We start from the raw sequence: 17,229 nt of genomic DNA on the forward strand, positions 1-17,229 counted from the left end.
TTTTTCAAAAATAAAATTTACATTATCTCCCTCTTTACACCAGAACAAATGTTTGCTATAATTTGTTTCAAGGAGGCGAACATATGTTTGATTCGATAATTTTTCATGTGGATGTTAATTCTGCTTTTTTAAGCTGGGAAGCGGTACACCGATTAAAGCATTTAAGCGGTACACTGGATTTAAGAGAAATTCCTTCTGCTGTAGGAGGAGATGTTAAGAATCGCGGCGGCATCATACTTGCCAAGTCCATTCCTGCCAAAAAGTATGGAATAAAGACCGGCGAGACTCTTCAGGAAGCTCTAAGGAAATGTCCTGATTTGAAAGTGGTTTCGCCTCATTACAACCTCTATGACGAATGTTCTGCTGCTTTTTTTGATATTCTCAGGAGCTTTGCTCCCTCCGTAGAGGCATTTTCCGTAGATGAAGCCTACTGTGATATGACCGGAACCGCCGGTCTTTATGGACCTCCTGCCACAGTGGCGGCTCTGATAAAAGATACCATCCACAAGGAGCTTGGATTCACGGTTAACGTTGGTGTATCCAGTAACAAGCTTCTTGCCAAAATGGCTGGTGATTTTAAGAAGCCTAACCTGGTCCACACTCTCTTCCCCTCAGAAATTCCGGCAAAAATGTGGCCTTTGCCCGTTTCCGAGCTGTTCTTTGTAGGCAGAGCTACTGCTGCCAAATTGTTTTCCTTAGGTATTAAGACCATTGGAGAGCTTGCCGCCACGGATATCTCCATTCTGCGTTCCCATCTTAAGAAACATGGAGAGATCCTCTACCTTTTTTCCAATGGAATGGATCCTTCTCGGGTAATTGATACACCTCCTGCCAATAAGGGTTACGGTAATTCCACTACCATTCCCTATGATATAAATGATCCTTCAGCAGCCAGGCTGATTCTCCTTTCTCTTAGTGAGACCGTAGGCACCAGGCTGCGCAAAGACTCTGTCAAGATTCAGGTAGTCGCTGTATCTATTACCTACTATGACTTTACCTATGCTTCTCATCAGGTGACACTCTTTTCCGCCTCCAATGAGACCGGTGAGATTTTTACTGCTGCCAACAGGCTTTTTACGGAGCTATGGAACGGTATGCCGGTAAGAAAGCTTGGTATCCACACCAGTCATGCAAGACCCGATGACGGTATCGACCAACTGACTTTCTATAACCTGCACACTCTGGAGAAACACAAAAGACTGGAACAGGCTGTTGACGGAATCAGAGATAAATACGGCAGCGATGCTGTTATGCGGGCGGTCTTTTTAAATAATCCTGTCTGTCATATGTCCGGGGGAGTAGCAAGAGAAAAATTATCAGTTAATTATGAGGAAGTGAATATAGAATGAATATACCCGTTGATGTCATTGCCGTATTTGATTCTGTTGGTAAGGTCACACCTGCCTATGTACGCCTGGAGGATGAGAAACACACTCTGGTAACTTACAAAATTGAAGATATCTCACTTTCAAACGAGGAACGGTTTGCCGGATTGTACCATCTGGTTTTTGTCTGTCATATACACAACGGTAACATAAAACAACAGCTGAAACTGTCCTTTAGTGTACAGAACCACCGTTGGCTGCTTCTAACCTAAGCGTTTCAGTTACACGGATATCCTTAGATTAGACCTATGTGTGAAAATTGCTTGTACCGTTTGTTTATAAGCACTGAATGTATTGATACTCAAAACATGAAGAGTACTTTGTCCCTCAAGGGACTCCAAAATCCAAGGAGCTTTATATCAGACCGGCTTAGCGGCTTTTATATTCTTCCAAGAACAAATCAAAGTATTTATAAAACTCCACCTTATCAGCTAAATGAACATTATGATCCGGGTTTGTCATTTCATAAGCTAAACAATGGGAGATCAAGGATTGCATCCTATCAAAATCTTCATCAGAAACTGCAGCATTTCCTTTTGCTCTGATCAGTAATACCAGGCACTTAAGCTTTGGCAGCAGATGATACCAGTCCGTATAATAGGTACGATAGGCTGCCATTGCCTGTGAACTGAACATCATATGATAGCCTTCCACGGTTTCTGTCAGACTGTTCATGAAATAATGATATTCCAGCTCAGAACCTGATGCATGTCTGATATAGGCTTTTGCTTCCTGCAAACTTGAAAAGGGCATGGGCCAGCCTTTTGTAAAAGGTGCTTCTTCTGGCAGCTGTTCTAAGGGCAGAGTACTTCTCCTTTGCGGCCCCGAAGCTGACATATCAAGTATTGCCAGGGCATCTATATAATCAGGAAACACAGCCCCTAAATATCCGGCGATTCCTCCTCCCATTGAATGTCCTACCAGTATCACTGAATCCACCTTCAGATAATCAAGCAGCTCTATTATATCTCCAGCCATTTCTTCTGCCGTATATCTTGCAATGGGTTTGCTGCTCAGACCGTGTCCTCTTTGGTCCGGAGCAATAATTCGATATTCCTTTCCATAACGGTTCATAAAGTCAACCCAGGTCTCAGCTCTTCCATACATTCCATGCAGGCATAAAATAGTCTTATCACCACACTGAGTATCAAAATAAAACATGTCAATTTTCTTTAGCTTTGCAACTTTTCTGTAAATTTTAATTGTCTCCATATTAGCCTCTTCCATAAAAATTGTATTTTCTGTTTATTTCACACTAAATCTTTTCCTTTTGAGATTAATTAGTTTTAGATTGATTAAATTTTATTTTCCAATTTCACATTGATTAATTTTTAGCTTCTATTAATTTTTAGCTTCTATTAATTTTTAGATTATGCAGTAAATTCTTTCATCTTTAGCTTAAAGAGTAGAATAAATAAATAGCAAGATTATCATTTTTTCAAATTAGTTTTATATCAAACTTTTTTATTAAAAAAATTATTTAAAATTATTTTTTATTTTTGTTAAAGTTTCAATTAGCCGTTCCTTCTCCTCCTGAGATATTTCATTATAGGCAGTAGCTATTAGTTCTTTTGAAATGGTTTCAAACATAGGCTTAAGTTCTTTTCCCTTTTCCGTTAAAGTAACAAATACTATACGGTTATCCTCATCATCCCTGGCTTTCTCAACATAACCCTGTTTCAGCAGTTTATCTACAAGAACGGTAACCGTTGACTTATCTCTGCCTATCCTTTCAGTTAAGTCCTTCATAGATAGTTTGTCATTCTCAAACAGCTCACACAGAATATCCCCATGAGAAGTAACAAGGCCTTTTATTCCCCAGGCTTCCATTTGGGCTATAATAAAACTATTTGCATTTTCCCGTACTTTTGATATTAATGATATTATATCTCTTTCATTCATAATTGCATTATAGTTTTATATCAAACTAATGTCAAGACATATTTTCATCTTATCTAATCTTTCAGTATTTTAGACTAGTTCATATTCTATATATATCCTTCGGTTAATTTGCTGCTACTATCCTTTCTCATATTAATTAGCTATTATACCGCTTTTATTAACTGAAATCTCTGGCTTTGAGTTACACTATTGGATACAGGGAAGCTGACAGTGTCAGATTTCCCTGTATTCCATATAGTAAACCGCAAATTGGATATTCGGACATTTATCTGCCTAAAGTAATCACCTTGGTAGATACTTTTTCCCCGAACCACTCGTCATGTTCTACGAATACCAGGGTAGGCTCTATTGCAAGAATTGCCTTCTCAAGCTGTTCTCTAAAATAAATATCCATATAATTGAGGGGTTCATCAAAGAGAATAAGATGATTTCCCAGAGACAGTGCCCTTGCGACTTCAATTTTCTTTAACTCTCCTCTGCTAAAGGTCTCCAGGGGCCGTTCAAACAGAGATTCCGGAAGTTCAAATAGCCGGCATAAATCTGTAAAGAGTGCCACTCGCATCTCATCTTCCCCCGTTTCCTCCGCTAAATGTGCCTTTAGATATCCTTCCTTCCACAAGGGTTCCTGGAGCGATTCGGTAATCTGCAGATCCTCTGCTCGCTGGATTCCTCTGGTTTTAATCTCACCGGAAATTATTTTAAGAAGAGTAGATTTTCCGGTACCGTTCTCTCCCTGAACCCAGATCCGTTCTCCCGTCTTTACGATAAAAGACAGGCCAAAGAACAACTCTCTGTTGTCATAGGAGAACATGATATCTTTTCCTTTTATCAGCCAGGCGGCTTCTGTTTCCAGCTGTTCAAAATTCAGATCAGCCACGGTCTCAAAGTTCTGTAATAGGGATTTCTTTTCTTCTATCTTCTCCCTTATCTGCTCCTCGGAGCGCTTTGCCTGCCCCATGTAAGATTTGGTGCCATTGGTTCTGGAATGGGTGGCAAAGGCATACTTCTGGGTATTGGCTACCCCTGCCCATAAACGGCTCTCTTTCGCACGCCTTTCCAGCTGGCGTACTTCCCTGGCCAACCGTTCTCCGGTACGTGCCTCGTATTCATCCTTTAGATCCTTGTTCTGTTTCCAGGTCGTAAAATTACCCTTTTCAACAATGATATCTGCTTTGTTAATAGCCATTACATGGTCTATTACCGAGTCCAGAAATTCTCTGTCATGGGAAACTACCAGAAATCCTTTCTTCTGCCTTAAATACTCTGCCACTTCTCTCTTTCCTTTAATATCCAGATGATTCGTAGGCTCATCCAGCAGTAGAAACGTGTCCTTTCGAAGAAATAGTGCAATCAGCAGAAGCTTTGTCCGTTCTCCATAGGATAGTAAGGAAAATTCCCTGTCTAACAGTTCCTCGGACAGCTTCATCCGGTACATCTCCTTGCGTATCCGGCTATCCATTTCAAAACCGTCCAGATCCAGATATTGCTGCAGTGCTTCCATGTCCGTAAGATTGTCTTCCAGTGTCCTCAAGTTTCCTATATACTCTTTTATAACGTCTATTGCCAGGGTATAACTTACTTCTTTTTCGTAAGGAAAAAGCTCGGTTTTTGATTCCAGCTGTATCTTTCCTTTGTCCGGCTTTAACTCTCCATGGAGCAGCTTCAAGAGGGTGGTTTTCCCTCTTCCGTTTCTTCCGATCAGCCCTAACTTCCAGTCTGTGTCCAGATTTACTGTCACACCGTTAAAGACCGGCTCGTAAAAGGTCTTATAACTAAAACTCATATCATTTATAATAATTTGTGCCATATTTTTTCTTCCTTTCCTGACTAATCTTTCCTGTCAGGACAGACACCGTAATTGGGGCGGGTCTATTCTGACTCTTTCATTATACGTAAACGTATTTTCCACATGACCGCAATCCCTCCTTTGATTATTTCTGTTATAAGCTGAGATAAGTTATCTTAGTGTTACTGATTACCATAATCTATCTTTCTGCATTCCTCATTTACAGGCATAAAAAAACCTACCTTAAACAGATTACTGCAGACAGATAAATTCCGCATCAGTAACCCCGGTAAAGCGCACTCAAATAATACCCTGCATTCAGAGTCAGTATCTTAAGGCTAGCGCAATTTACCGTTGTTTAAAAGTAGGTTAATAATCATTATTCTTGTTTCAACCTCTGCTTTCAGAAGTATTTTGTGTTTGGGTTCCAGGGAACCAGAGTGACAGATTTGCCACAACAACTTTACAATAACACAATTTCCCTCTTAGGGCAACATATTTTTACATCTTTATGGTAAGGTGCAGCAACAAAAAATCTGTAGCTGCACCTGTTTCTTATTTCATTTTACCAATGATACGTTGTATACTCTTAACGGACAAAAAATACTTATCGGCAATTTCTGTCCCTTTCATTCCGTTTTTATAGTCAAGATAGATGTTATGATTTCGTTCTTTTAATTCTTCTCTGATACTGGTACTCTCTCCCCAGTCCCGTCGGTTATTTTCTTTTCTGGGAATGTAGATACATTCCCCATCTACGTAATTCTGAATCAATTCAATAATTTCATTCGGCAGAATCTGTTCTGCTTTCCTATAGCCCATTGCGCCCTCCTAATAATATTATTCTTAGGATTAGCAGCAGCTATAACATATTTATTCTCTAAAAATGCAATAGCTGATGCTACGCATTCATAACATGCCTTCGTCTCATATAATAGCCTCCTTTTTTTGTTCATGTCTTCTGCACAGTCTGCAGAAGCAGTATAACATCTTGTATGATACATACGGAATATATATTTAATACTAATTGTAATATTACCCCATTGAAATTCAGTTAGCAACTGTTTTCAGTAAATATGTGTTTCTAAAATCTGCTTTCTTTATGATTTATATTATATTCCAAGGAGTTCTTTTGCCTTTGAAAGCCTTGCTTCAAATTGCTGGTAGAAATCTAAAGCCTTCTCATATTTCATAAGATAAAAGAGATTCAGGATAAGCATGTTGATTTCTTTGATTCTCTTCTCATCTCCTGCCTTCTTTACTTCCATTTCTGCAGTATTAATAAAATAATGCCAGCTAATAAGAAATTTCTCGTTTCTCTCCAAATCCTCTGTGGCTATCCATTTGCTTATCTTTACCTGAGTCTTGCTGCTGTTTCTGCACTCTCCGGTCTGAAGGAAATACTGAAAGCTGTTGTTCTCGTAAACCCTTCCAAGGGGAAATATTCTGCATATTCCGGATCTGAAGTTATGAATACTACACTTTCCTCTCTCATCCAGAAATGAACATTGCTCTTTGGCGCCTATCATTTTAAGATTGGGAAGTATAATTCCATCTACCACATTCAGTTCAAGCTTTCCTGCCAATAATTGTTCAAAGGACACATTAAGGCCGGTTGTCAGCCTATAGGTATCATAAGGATCCAGAATAATGGAATTCCCCATGCCGTGACAGCAGGAAGCCTTTCCGTGACATCCGTTGCAGCTGGCTTCCACCAAATCCTTGGCACTGTATAATTTACCATCTGATATTTCATCTAGACTACATTGTCTCTTCATATATTCCTCACATTCAGCCACCCATGGCAGCAATACATCTAATAGTAAAGGTTGCAGTGCTCTTATCCTGTTGTAAACTGTAAAGCTTAATTCTTAAAAGCCGCAACTTCTTCTATTATAGCATATGTATTAATTCTTCCCAATCATCAATTTTAAGGTAAGGTACACTGGGAGCAATTCCAGTATTTTCGAACATACAGGCCGTATACCATACAGGTTTCATCCCCGCATTATAAGCTCCTTCTATATCACATATGGGATTATCTCCGCAAAACCATATCTGCTCCGCTGGAAGCTTAGTCTTCACAAGTGCCATTTCAAAGATTCTTTTATGAGGTTTACGAAATATATAGTCACTGGAGGCCAGAATAAATTCGAAATGATTATACGGAAGAAGTTCATTGATCCTGTTTGTAAGGGTATTTGTACTGGCGGTAATATTGCTTATGACTCCGGTACGTACTCCTATCTCCTGTAAATACATCAGCAGCTTCTCAATATTCTCTGTAGGCCTTCCCGGTGCTGCATTATCCCAGAAAATGCGTTCAAGTACTTCTGTGCTTTCTGCAAATTCCACCTCATAGTATTCATACAGATAACGGTGAAATGCATAATTACTTATTTCCAGCAGATTTCTGCTTCTGTTATCCCCAATAAGCTCATTTGCGATTTCACTGCTTAATGTATCTGCCAGTTCCTGTATCTGAAGAGCAGTAACACCATTGGGATTACTCTTTGCATGCTTTAACATCGCCTGAGTCCCTCTTACTGGGTTAAACTTCTCTTCTCTTGTTAATGTCTGTCCGTAGTCAAACAATATCATTTCCGGCTTCTGATACATTCTAAGCCTCCTTCTAATTATTAATTACAAAGGAATTTACTATTTTATTAGAAAAATCCAGCTTCTTTCGCATATTCCAATAATTTTGGCTGAATAAGCGGATATGTCCAATTAGTTGGCATTTCCTCGGTAATTAAGATGGATTCAATTTCACTATGGAGCTCACCTTCAAATTCCTCAATTTCAGCAAAATAGAGCATGCCATAGCTTTCATCCGCCTCAGCTTTGCTGTCTGTGTCATGGGCTGCTGTATCCTCATTTCTTACAACTGAATAAACGCAGACAGGGGTAATGTCAAATAAAAGAGCTCCTGTTTCTTCGTACAGCTCTCTCATAGCTGTATGAAGAATACTCTCTCCAGGTTCTCTTCGTCCTCCCGGAACTTCATAGGTCATACGTTCCTTATGCTTGCAAAATACCCATTTTCCCTTTGTCTTCGCCAGAATGACTGCAAACTTTAATTTCTCGTCCGCTATTTCATCATAAAATTTCACTTCTATCATATAGGCTGTTCTCCTTATCATTCACTTCTATATCGGCTGTATTCTTTATTTTCCATATTTCGAACTTCTTTTCTGTGATATCCTATCAGGGTTGATACTGTACCCAATATACCTGTTATCAAAAACATTACTGCCATTCCGCTGCCTTTGCCCCTTCCTACCAGACTGCCAAGAAAAGCTGCAAGTAAATTTTCAGAACTCATAAACGGTTCAAATACAAAATCTGCCAGAACCCCTCCAAGTAATATACCAAAAGGTATAGTCGAGTATTGAATGGCATTACGTACTGCAAATATCCTGCCAAGCATCTCCTTTGGTATTTTTTCATACATAATGATACGCTGTCCAGCACTAATAAAGGGAATTGGTATACTGGCAGCCAACCCGGCAATTACCCATAGATAAACATTCCTTCCAAGTCCCATCAACAGATCTCCTAACAGGAAGCTACAAGCTGCCGAATAATAGATCATTTTCAGATTACTTTTAAATATTTTACCCGCAGATACCAGAATCCCTCCTATTAAACCGCCTATACCAAGTACAGCGCTTACTATACCAAAAGCGATATCACTACCGCCGCTTCTGGCAATAAGCATAGGTGACAGTATATTCTCATAAGTCAGCCTGGAAAAGAAATTCATGAAAGCAATACTTATCATAATGTACAAAAGACCCTTATTCTCCATTAGATATAAATACCCGCTCTTAAGGCTAGATAAATAATCTTCTTTCTGCTGTTTTTTCTTATACCCTGTTTCCTTTATGGATACTTTAAAGATTAAGACAGCAACAGCAAAAAGAAAACTGATTAAGTCTATAAAGATAACACCTTCCAGTCCCAGAACAGATAATATAAAAGCTGCCAGCATAGGTGCTGTTACCGCCACCAGATTTCCGGAAAAGGAATCCATCCCGCTTACCTGTTTATATTTATCTTTTGGCACCATGTTATTCACTGCTACAGAGACTGCTGGTGACTGCAATGAATTCATAAACCCAATTATAATATTAACTCCATATATGTGTCCTATTTTAAGATTTCCCTGCAATAAAAATAGCAGAACAGCAAGTGAGCTCAACGCTGCTGTCAAATCAGAAAGCACTATAATTGTCTTCTTTTTATATCTGTCTATGAGAGGTCCTGTAACAGAACTGGCAATGATATAAGGTGCAAAGGAACAAAAAGACATCAATGATACTGTTAGTACTGAGCCCGTCTGCTTATAAGCCCATACAATCAGTGCATATCCCGTCATTGCACTCCCTAACTGTGATACGGATTGACTTAACCAAAATACGATATAATTACGAAAACTTTTGTTATCCATTGGAATCTCCTTATAAAATATCTTAATAGTATTTTATAAGTACAAGCCCCAATGGGGACGAATCTTAGTTTACTGCTGACTTAAACAACAATTTTATTCAACCAATACTCTGTACAGGCTTCGTCCCATCAGACCTTGTACAGAGATGTGTGCTCATATCAATCACCAATCGGCACAGCATAATCTTCTCCCTCTTTTCTTCCTGCTTATTTCTTAATTCCAAATAAGAATCTGGTGACCCTTATCCGTCTGCATAATTCATACATTGCTATCGTTAACCCAAAGGAGGTCAGACATATAATTACATATTGGGTTAATAACCCGTCTATACGGCTAATCGTAAAGTACCCTATAATTACAATAATGGTTTGGTGGAATATATACAGCGGAAAAGCTGCCGGCGTAAAATATGACGTAAACTTATTATTAAACTCCAGATAACGCCTGCCAATCCCCAATACTGCCAGTATTCCTACCCAGGCAAGAAGCCTCTGTTCAATCTCCCACAGCAGCCCTTCTCCTAGTCCCTTTTGGTACATGATGCAGCGCCAGATTATAAGAGCTACCCAGAATACAGCCAGTAATGCACTATACTTCTTAAGTCTTTCCTGAACCTCTTCCATGCTAAGAACAAAATACCCCAGTAAAAAGTAAGCAGCAAATTCACTGATGCTCTTACCCCCAATATCCAAGACAGGCGTTACCAGCGCAATCAGTATAAACATAGGGATAAGCTTTATTAAGGTGAACTTCTCGCCCTTAAGCTTCTTATCCCTATTCTTGTACCATACCATAAGAGATAAAAAACAATAGGAATATAGATAGAGATAGAGGGTAAACCAGAGCTGCCCTGTTGTAAAATGCCCATCGTAACCGCTCCAGTCAGTCAGGCGAAAGAAAAACCTAAGGTGCTCCAAATAATTTCCACTGTAACCGTTAAAGGAACGATTTGCTATGTAGGTCTGCACCGGTACCAGTAAAAGTATCGCAGCTATAGTTGGAATTAAAAGCTTATGTATTCTTTCATTAAGATATTCTTTGGCAGTTCTTTTATTAAGTGCATATACTGCAGACATTCCTGCCATTGCAAATAATATTGCCATCCACCAGGGATATACCGCAATAAGAAATAAGCTGGCAGCCTCTGATCCCTTGCTGTGCACATACCAGTTTTCACCGTAGTTATTAAATATCATCGCCGTATGAAACGGAAACAACAGCAGAATACAAAGGATACGGATATTATCAATGTAATACTTTCTCATAATAACTCCTTCTCAAAAATATGATCAGTTGCACTCTTTCTTTTCCAAATACAGTCTATAATCAGAATAGAACACATAAATATTTAGTTGTATTATATCAATATACTTTTGTTAAAGATACCCTTTTTTTGCTATCAATACTAAAATATTTTCTTCTTAAGATATTTTAGAAGATATATTTTAATAAGATATTTTCTCTATATAATAAAAAGTAATATCTTATAAAAATATTAAAAGATAAGTTTTTTGCTTCAACAAATAAAAAGACCTCTGTCAGCTAAGACAGGGGTCCATATGCAATCCTATAGTATTCCAGCACTGCGATGTTATTCACTTACCAGGATCTTTTCTATCTCTGCAATATACAGGGTATGATAATCTTTCCCTGGATAGTATTTCTCCTCAAGTCCGGTTTCAACAAAAGAGTCCGAAGTAATTTCCTGACGAAACAGCTTCCTGCAGATAATTGCAAGGTTTGCTTCCTTAAAGTAGGGTGTCTCTCCCTCGTACACCATTGTAAGATTGGATTTTGATATTTTATCTTCATCTCTTCCGGAAACGCTTCCTAAGTAAGCCAGTTGTTTTTTATACTCTTTTTCATAAAATGTAAGAGAAAGGGTATCCGCACTGTCAATAAATTCTTTCGTATATCGACTGGGTCTTATTACGATAAAAGCGACATTTTTATCCCACATTATACCCAAACCACCCCAAGAGGCTGTCATGGTATTAATCTTATCCTCTTTTTTTGCCGTTACCAACATCCAGTCCCTTCCGATCAATTGAAAGGGACTCATGTTAAATTCTTCTGCTCTTAATTCTTTCATTCTTGGCTCCTGACTGCGCTCTATAGCACGCGTACTATTCTAGCATTAATTTTTCTCAGCCTTTCTTTTGCTTGAAGAAACCTATTTGCATTGTATGTTAAAATAGTATAATATATTTCGATATAAAGTAATAGTATGCAATTTGAAGAAAAAACTACCTGAAAGGAAAGTAAACATGCCAAAAAAAGTTGAAGTGTGCTCCAGACCCATTGAATATACCCTGTCCATCATAGGCGGGAAATGGAAGATTATCATAATGTTCTGGATATGGAAAAGTGAAGTCTTAAGATACGGCGAGCTTATGAGTTCCATTAAGGGAATTACCCACAAAATGCTCAGCACTCAGCTGAAAGAACTGGAAAAGGACGACATCATCATACGAACAGAGTATCAGCAGATTCCTCCAAAAGTGGAATATACCCTTACCGAAAAAGGCCTGTCACTTATGCCTGTCCTGTCAGAGATGTGCAATTGGGGGAAGGAAAACTTAAAGGAGAATGCATGTCAGAATACTCTCCCTTAATCCCCCTGAACATCAATGCTTAATCCAGTACCTTCCCAACAGGAAATGCTTTTCTAAAAAGTCTTCTGATTATAGGACCTGCCAGCAACAGCTGAAGGGGCAGTGCCATTATAAGATTTTTCGGAATATTGAACATCCAGATAACTGCCAGCTTACTCCATTCCCCGGATTGAAAGCAAGCTTCGAAAGCACCATATAAAGACATGATAAAAACCATGGGTATTACCATACAGCAGGACACGGTTATTGCTTTTTGTATATTGCTGCTTTCTGCTTTGAGCAGATAACGGAAGGCAAATCCTTTGGCAGCTCCCGAAACTATAAATAAGTCACAGCATAAGGCAACAATAAAGGCAATGGGAAACCCTGTCCAGGCTTCTTTTATACTTGTCAGGGATAACCCCTTCATATGAAGGGAAACATTATAGATACTCATCCAAAGTACCATAAAAAAACACATCATTACTGTAAAAATCATACTTTCTCTCTTGTTCTGCGGCATATCGCTACCTCTCTTTATTTTTACTTTTACTGATTTGAACGCAAAAAAACAGCAGGTATCCTTCCTAACTTTCGCTACGAATGACACTTGCTGTTATCATATCTTCACTACCATTTGCATCTTTTAAAACATAATCTCTAAATCAGTTATATTAATCTTATCACATAAAAGGGATATCTGTCAAATCTTTTGAGATTTACAATTTCAATAGCCGGGATAAGTATAACTTCTGGTAAATTCGTATTATGGGTATACCTTCAGCTTCGTTAAGTTATTACTCTTTTCTGCAAATCACAGCCAGCCTATATTTTTTATTACCAACCAGACACCTGATATAATCAGAGAAAGGATAACCGCCGTTTTCACTTTCTTTTCATCCAGGATATGGGCCAGGTAATTTCCAATTCCCAGTCCTGTCAGCATAAAGGGCAGCAGAAAAACAGCCGTTTTCATTATACCGGGAGTTATGATCCCGGCTGCCAGATAGAACAGGATTCTAAAGGTATTCTCCACCAGAAATACCATACAGAGATTCCCTCGAAAAGACTGGTTATTATCTGCTGTCCTGCCAACATAAGCGGCTAATAAAGCGCCGATACCGAACAATCCACATAGAAGGCCTGAAACAGCACCTATTATCCACAAAATAAACGGTGAAGATTTCTTCTTTACCTGCCTGCTCTCACGAAAGAACATCTCTACGCCAATGGCTGCTACCGCAATCCCAAAAAATATTTTGATAATTGTATTGTCTGCATTCTTTAACAACAGCGCCCCCGGTATACTTCCAGCAATAACAAGAAGCGACAGCGGTATCCAGATTTTCCACTGAAGAGATTTCTTTTCCTTCCAGGCTATAATTACATTTGCAGGATATCCTACAATTAATTCAATTGGCGTAATATTTAAATTACTTGTTCTAAAACTAAGTATGGTACTGAATACCAAGGTATTGGCAAAGGCACAAAGTCCTTTTATTATATACGCACATAATACCGCTATTATCATCCAATAATCCATTCTTTCCTATCTCCTTCCCCACCGGACGTGTATGAGAACTGTTATGCCCTGGCACATTTATAGGTGCAGTATATTTTCATATACGCCCTGACTTCAGTTCTCAGTCTTTATTAACAGTTTATCAGATTATCAGGAAAATACCTTTAATATTCTGCGGTATATAGGGAATATATTGCGGTAATTATTGATACTCATACTAAAATATACTATAATTCATTATAACTACAGGTAATAAATTGAGAATTTATAAATTATATCAGCTACCCTGCCTATACGAACACTGAAGCGAAATGAGGTACCTCCATGCAGATTGACACACCGGATAACCTACAAGATAGAACCAGTAATAAAATTCAAATAATAACGGACCCCTCTCAGAAAGAATTAAAGGAACACGGCAGTTACCAGTTTCCTGTGCTGATAAGCGAAGAAACCCTTTCCAGGTATACCTCCGGCTCTTTCCTATGGCATTGGCATAAAGAAATTGAATTCACACTGGTTCTTTCAGGAAATATGTTCTACCAGATTAATGAAGATATCTTTTATCTCACAGAGGGTGAAGCACTCTTTGGTAATTCCAATACACTACACACAGGACGTATGGATAAGAATAAAGATTGCCGCTATCTCGCCGTTACCTTTAATCCGAGAATTATTTATGGCTATGAAGGAAGTCTTATACAGAACAAATATGTTAATCCGCTTCAACAGGATATAAACTTTTCTTCTTTACATTTCGACTTGTCAGAGGCCTGGCATGCAGAGGTTATACGTCTTTTGAAGCAGCTTCATAACATAACGGAACAGGACGGTTATTATAGAGAGCTGGATACCCAGCTGCTGCTGTTAAAGCTTTGGCGAACGCTTATAAGCAACAGGCCTCACCAGTTAAAAGAAGCAAATAAATTTGAGGAACAGAATGTCAGAAGAATAAAACAGATCTTAACCTTTGTAGAGAATCATTATACCTTAAAGATTGAACTGGAGGATATTGCGGGACATATTAATTTATGCAAAAGCGAATGCTGCCGTTTATTTAAAAGATATATGGGTATTTCTCTTTTCGAATATATTATTGAATACCGTATAGAAAAAAGCCTGTTATATATTGCAGGTTCGGATATCTCTATAACAGAAACGGCTCTGAATGTGGGTTTTTCAGACCCAAATTACTACTCAAAGGTCTTTCGCAAGCTGAAAGGCTGCTCTCCAACCAAATACAGGTTGGAATTATACAGACGAACAGAGGACTAATTGCTCCTATGTACTGCTGCTATTAATATATTTTGAATAAAAGGCTCCTCCTATGCACAAACACAATATTGCATCATACAATATTGTGAACAGTTTTAAGGAGTTCCCTTATGACCCCCAAAAATGACTATATCCGCCAGTCTTTGGACTTACATCTTTTTTTCGGAAGAATAATGAAAGAACACTCCTTTTTTTTGCAGATAGGTTTTACACCGAGAGATTGTAACTATACCCAGCAAGCAGATTCCTTTCGTATGGAATTCGACAGACTGCTCTGGGAGGTAGTCTCTATTTCCAACGGAGTTGCAAGTCCAGATGTTTTGAAATCCGGCGAAGTTTTTACCCCCTATACGGTGGATGCAGAATTAGCCTCCTGCTTCTTTACGGGTGTCAACATACCTGTTGAGTTGACCAAAGCAGAAATGAATCTGATGTCGGCCAGCTGTTATCCCTCTATCAGAGGACTGGAACAAAAAGTTTGTGAGCTTAACGAAAGAGCCATCAATTTAGTAAGTGCCTTAATTGAATTCAAAACAAATATTTTATCTAATGTCTTATGCTGTAAAATGTTTACGGTAAATTATCCGCTTCTTATTGAACATATTATCAGAGAAGCTACACTCTATCTGAACATTCTCATATGCCTGCAAAGCGGTGCGGATTTTGATATTGAAGAGGAAGCCTTGGAACAGGAAGCGTTCTGGAATAACATTATGGCAGAGCATGCAAAATTTATCCGTGGCTTGCTGGATCCCACGGAAGAAGACCTGTTTGCAGCGGCCAATAACTTCGGTAATGAATTTGACCAGCTAACAGCAGAGGCACTGGCTGCTATGGATAATACCGTTCCATTTTCAAAAGTAACCACTGACAGCCTGAAAGCAACCAGAGCCATTCGTGACTTTAAGGCACAGGGTACACAGGGTATCCTGGAATGTAAGGTAAGATCAATTATTATTCCTCTGTTAGGGGACCACACCTTACGTGAAGCCAATCATTTTCTCCGTCTGTTAAAATCCTTTAAAAAATAAATAACAGGGGGCTGTAACTCAGACAAGTGATACACCAAAGCCCCCATTCTAATCGATACTTTGTATTCCTTACTGGATTACCTGATAATGCCTGTAAGTATTCAATATAAAGCCTAATCTGCGCTGCTTTATAAAGCAAACATGATAAATAACACGGGATACACTTTCCTGACATCTCTATTCAACAATAAATAGGTAACACCAAATGAAAAACCTGCGCCTGCTGCCAGGATACCTGTTGCAAGGCTACCTTTGGTAAGGATATGTACAAGCCCCAGGTTAACGCAACAATAATTCCTCCGTATGGGATTTTCTCCTTATGAAACCATACCTCACATGCTTTCTGTCCAAAAATTAATATCAACATAAAAAGCACCGTTTCGAAAGCATAATAGATATACTGAAAGAGGAATTTCACCAATCCCAGTTTCTGAAATTCAATTACCGGCTTAAACCCGCCCCAGTCTCTGTACTTGACAAATAATAGAAGGGCATTTATCCTGCACTTCAAACCGTCTGTATTGCATTATGGGTATTTCCCTTTTGTTTCTATGTTCAACGTAATTGCCCTTGATACAGATAGAACACATGAAAAAAGCTGTATGATATTCCTATGCACCAGGCGTTAAGAGTAAAATCGTATTTAGATACGGATATGCCTGAATTTCTTTGCTTATCCGATACTAAATCGAATTATTTACTATTAAATCCATATGCTACAGGAATCCCATACAGCTTCTTCTGTGTATTTATTTCTGCGGTGTATTTCTTGTTCTTAGCTCGACTTATAAGGTTCACTAAAAACCAAAAGACCTATATGTATATACTAATCTATGGAAAAAAGAGTCTGATCCCCCAGCAGTTCAAAGGTGTAAAACCCTAAGCTCTGGGATACTTCTTTAAAATACAGTGTGTCATGATGTACTTTCTCAGAACCGGGATATTTTATATTCACCAAAAGACAGTAAGATTCTTCCGAGGTGCCAAACCTTAACAGCTCAGTGCTTAACTGACACTCTTCCGTAACTTCATATTTGGGGTTATTCATAATTAATACCACTTCACAAAAAGCACAGATAAACTCTCCCAGAAAAGTATTCTCTGGAGTATCTGCCGGGAATTGTACCGAATACACTCCCTCCTCTTCTACAAAGAGTTCTCTTACCTCCGCCTTTAGCTCCCTGTAAATTTTACCGGGAATAATTAAGGTGCATACAATCTTTTTCGCTTCATCCATCCCCTACCCTCCTATACTCTTCTTATAATTACGCCTTCCAGTTT

General features: G+C 38.7%; 18 protein-coding genes. 5 read left to right on the forward strand and 13 right to left on the reverse strand.

The window, feature by feature from the left end; all coding sequences use genetic code 11:
* Positions 1-83: 83 nt before the first annotated feature.
* Both BR73_RS0126080 and BR73_RS0126085 read left to right on the forward strand, forming a co-directional pair.
* Positions 84-1,349, forward strand: a complete 1,266-nt coding sequence (locus BR73_RS0126080) for a DNA polymerase IV (RefSeq protein ID WP_033168661.1) — start codon at positions 84-86, stop codon at positions 1,347-1,349.
* Complete coding sequence (locus tag BR73_RS0126085) at positions 1,346-1,597, forward strand: hypothetical protein (protein ID WP_033168662.1); 252 nt, start codon at positions 1,346-1,348, stop codon at positions 1,595-1,597. The genes BR73_RS0126080 and BR73_RS0126085 overlap by 4 nt, the downstream gene beginning before the upstream one ends.
* A gap of 157 nt (positions 1,598-1,754) precedes the next feature.
* Here BR73_RS0126085 and BR73_RS0126090 read toward each other — a convergent pair whose 3' ends face one another.
* The 10 genes from BR73_RS0126090 to BR73_RS0126135 all read right to left on the reverse strand — a co-directional run bounded on the left by BR73_RS0126090 (position 1,755) and on the right by BR73_RS0126135 (position 11,618).
* Positions 1,755-2,597 carry an alpha/beta hydrolase gene (locus BR73_RS0126090; protein ID WP_033168663.1) on the reverse strand — a complete coding sequence of 281 codons (843 nt, stop codon included), beginning with the start codon at positions 2,595-2,597 and terminating at the stop codon, positions 1,755-1,757.
* A gap of 264 nt (positions 2,598-2,861) precedes the next feature.
* Positions 2,862-3,287 carry a MarR family transcriptional regulator gene (locus BR73_RS0126095; protein ID WP_033168664.1) on the reverse strand — a complete coding sequence of 142 codons (426 nt, stop codon included), beginning with the start codon at positions 3,285-3,287 and terminating at the stop codon, positions 2,862-2,864.
* Between the two features lie 265 nt (positions 3,288-3,552).
* The gene (gene abc-f / locus BR73_RS0126100) at positions 3,553-5,094 is read right to left on the reverse strand and encodes a ribosomal protection-like ABC-F family protein (protein WP_033168665.1); all 1,542 of its coding nucleotides are present in this window, start codon (positions 5,092-5,094) and stop codon (positions 3,553-3,555) included.
* Between the two features lie 534 nt (positions 5,095-5,628).
* Positions 5,629-5,895, reverse strand: a complete 267-nt coding sequence (locus BR73_RS0126105; RefSeq protein WP_033168666.1) for a CD3324 family protein — start codon at positions 5,893-5,895, stop codon at positions 5,629-5,631.
* Between the two features lie 290 nt (positions 5,896-6,185).
* Positions 6,186-6,851, reverse strand: a complete 666-nt coding sequence (locus tag BR73_RS0126110) for a zinc/iron-chelating domain-containing protein (protein WP_033168667.1) — start codon at positions 6,849-6,851, stop codon at positions 6,186-6,188.
* Positions 6,852-6,966: 115 nt separating this feature from the next.
* On the reverse strand, positions 6,967-7,692 hold the full coding sequence (locus tag BR73_RS0126115; protein ID WP_033168668.1) for an HAD family hydrolase: 726 nt from the start codon (positions 7,690-7,692) through the stop codon (positions 6,967-6,969).
* 47 nt (positions 7,693-7,739) lie between these two features.
* Positions 7,740-8,195 carry an NUDIX domain-containing protein gene (locus tag BR73_RS0126120; RefSeq protein ID WP_033168669.1) on the reverse strand — a complete coding sequence of 152 codons (456 nt, stop codon included), beginning with the start codon at positions 8,193-8,195 and terminating at the stop codon, positions 7,740-7,742.
* 17 nt (positions 8,196-8,212) lie between these two features.
* Positions 8,213-9,526, reverse strand: coding sequence for an MFS transporter (locus BR73_RS0126125; protein WP_033168670.1), 1,314 nt, complete (start codon positions 9,524-9,526; stop codon positions 8,213-8,215).
* Between the two features lie 206 nt (positions 9,527-9,732).
* Positions 9,733-10,791, reverse strand: a complete 1,059-nt coding sequence (locus BR73_RS0126130) for an acyltransferase family protein (protein ID WP_033168671.1) — start codon at positions 10,789-10,791, stop codon at positions 9,733-9,735.
* 326 nt (positions 10,792-11,117) lie between these two features.
* Positions 11,118-11,618 (reverse strand): flavin reductase, encoded by a 501-nt coding sequence (locus BR73_RS0126135; protein ID WP_033168672.1) that lies wholly within the window; start codon positions 11,616-11,618, stop codon positions 11,118-11,120.
* A 175-nt stretch (positions 11,619-11,793) separates the two neighbouring features.
* Here BR73_RS0126135 and BR73_RS0126140 point away from each other — a divergent pair, with 175 nt between their 5' ends.
* On the forward strand, positions 11,794-12,141 hold the full coding sequence (locus BR73_RS0126140; RefSeq protein WP_033168673.1) for a helix-turn-helix domain-containing protein: 348 nt from the start codon (positions 11,794-11,796) through the stop codon (positions 12,139-12,141).
* Positions 12,142-12,160: 19 nt separating this feature from the next.
* Here BR73_RS0126140 and BR73_RS0126145 read toward each other — a convergent pair whose 3' ends face one another.
* Positions 12,161-12,643, reverse strand: coding sequence for a hypothetical protein (locus tag BR73_RS0126145; protein WP_033168674.1), 483 nt, complete (start codon positions 12,641-12,643; stop codon positions 12,161-12,163).
* 291 nt (positions 12,644-12,934) lie between these two features.
* Positions 12,935-13,663 (reverse strand): sulfite exporter TauE/SafE family protein, encoded by a 729-nt coding sequence (locus tag BR73_RS0126150; RefSeq protein ID WP_033168675.1) that lies wholly within the window; start codon positions 13,661-13,663, stop codon positions 12,935-12,937.
* Between the two features lie 303 nt (positions 13,664-13,966).
* On the opposite strand from BR73_RS0126150, the gene BR73_RS0126155 reads away from it, so the two are divergent.
* Entirely contained in the window at positions 13,967-14,917 is a 951-nt protein-coding gene (locus tag BR73_RS0126155) for a helix-turn-helix domain-containing protein (protein ID WP_051685599.1), read from the forward strand.
* A gap of 110 nt (positions 14,918-15,027) precedes the next feature.
* Positions 15,028-15,948 (forward strand): DUF2935 domain-containing protein, encoded by a 921-nt coding sequence (locus BR73_RS0126160; protein ID WP_033168676.1) that lies wholly within the window; start codon positions 15,028-15,030, stop codon positions 15,946-15,948.
* An 826-nt stretch (positions 15,949-16,774) separates the two neighbouring features.
* Here the strand turns inward: BR73_RS0126160 and BR73_RS0126170 are convergent.
* Positions 16,775-17,185, reverse strand: a complete 411-nt coding sequence (locus tag BR73_RS0126170) for a hypothetical protein (RefSeq protein ID WP_033168677.1) — start codon at positions 17,183-17,185, stop codon at positions 16,775-16,777.
* Positions 17,186-17,229 lie beyond the last annotated feature (44 nt).

Origin of the sequence: Clostridium sp. KNHs205 (assembly GCF_000702945.1) — a bacterium.
In the GTDB taxonomy this organism is placed as follows: domain Bacteria; phylum Bacillota; class Clostridia; order Lachnospirales; family Lachnospiraceae; genus Anaerocolumna.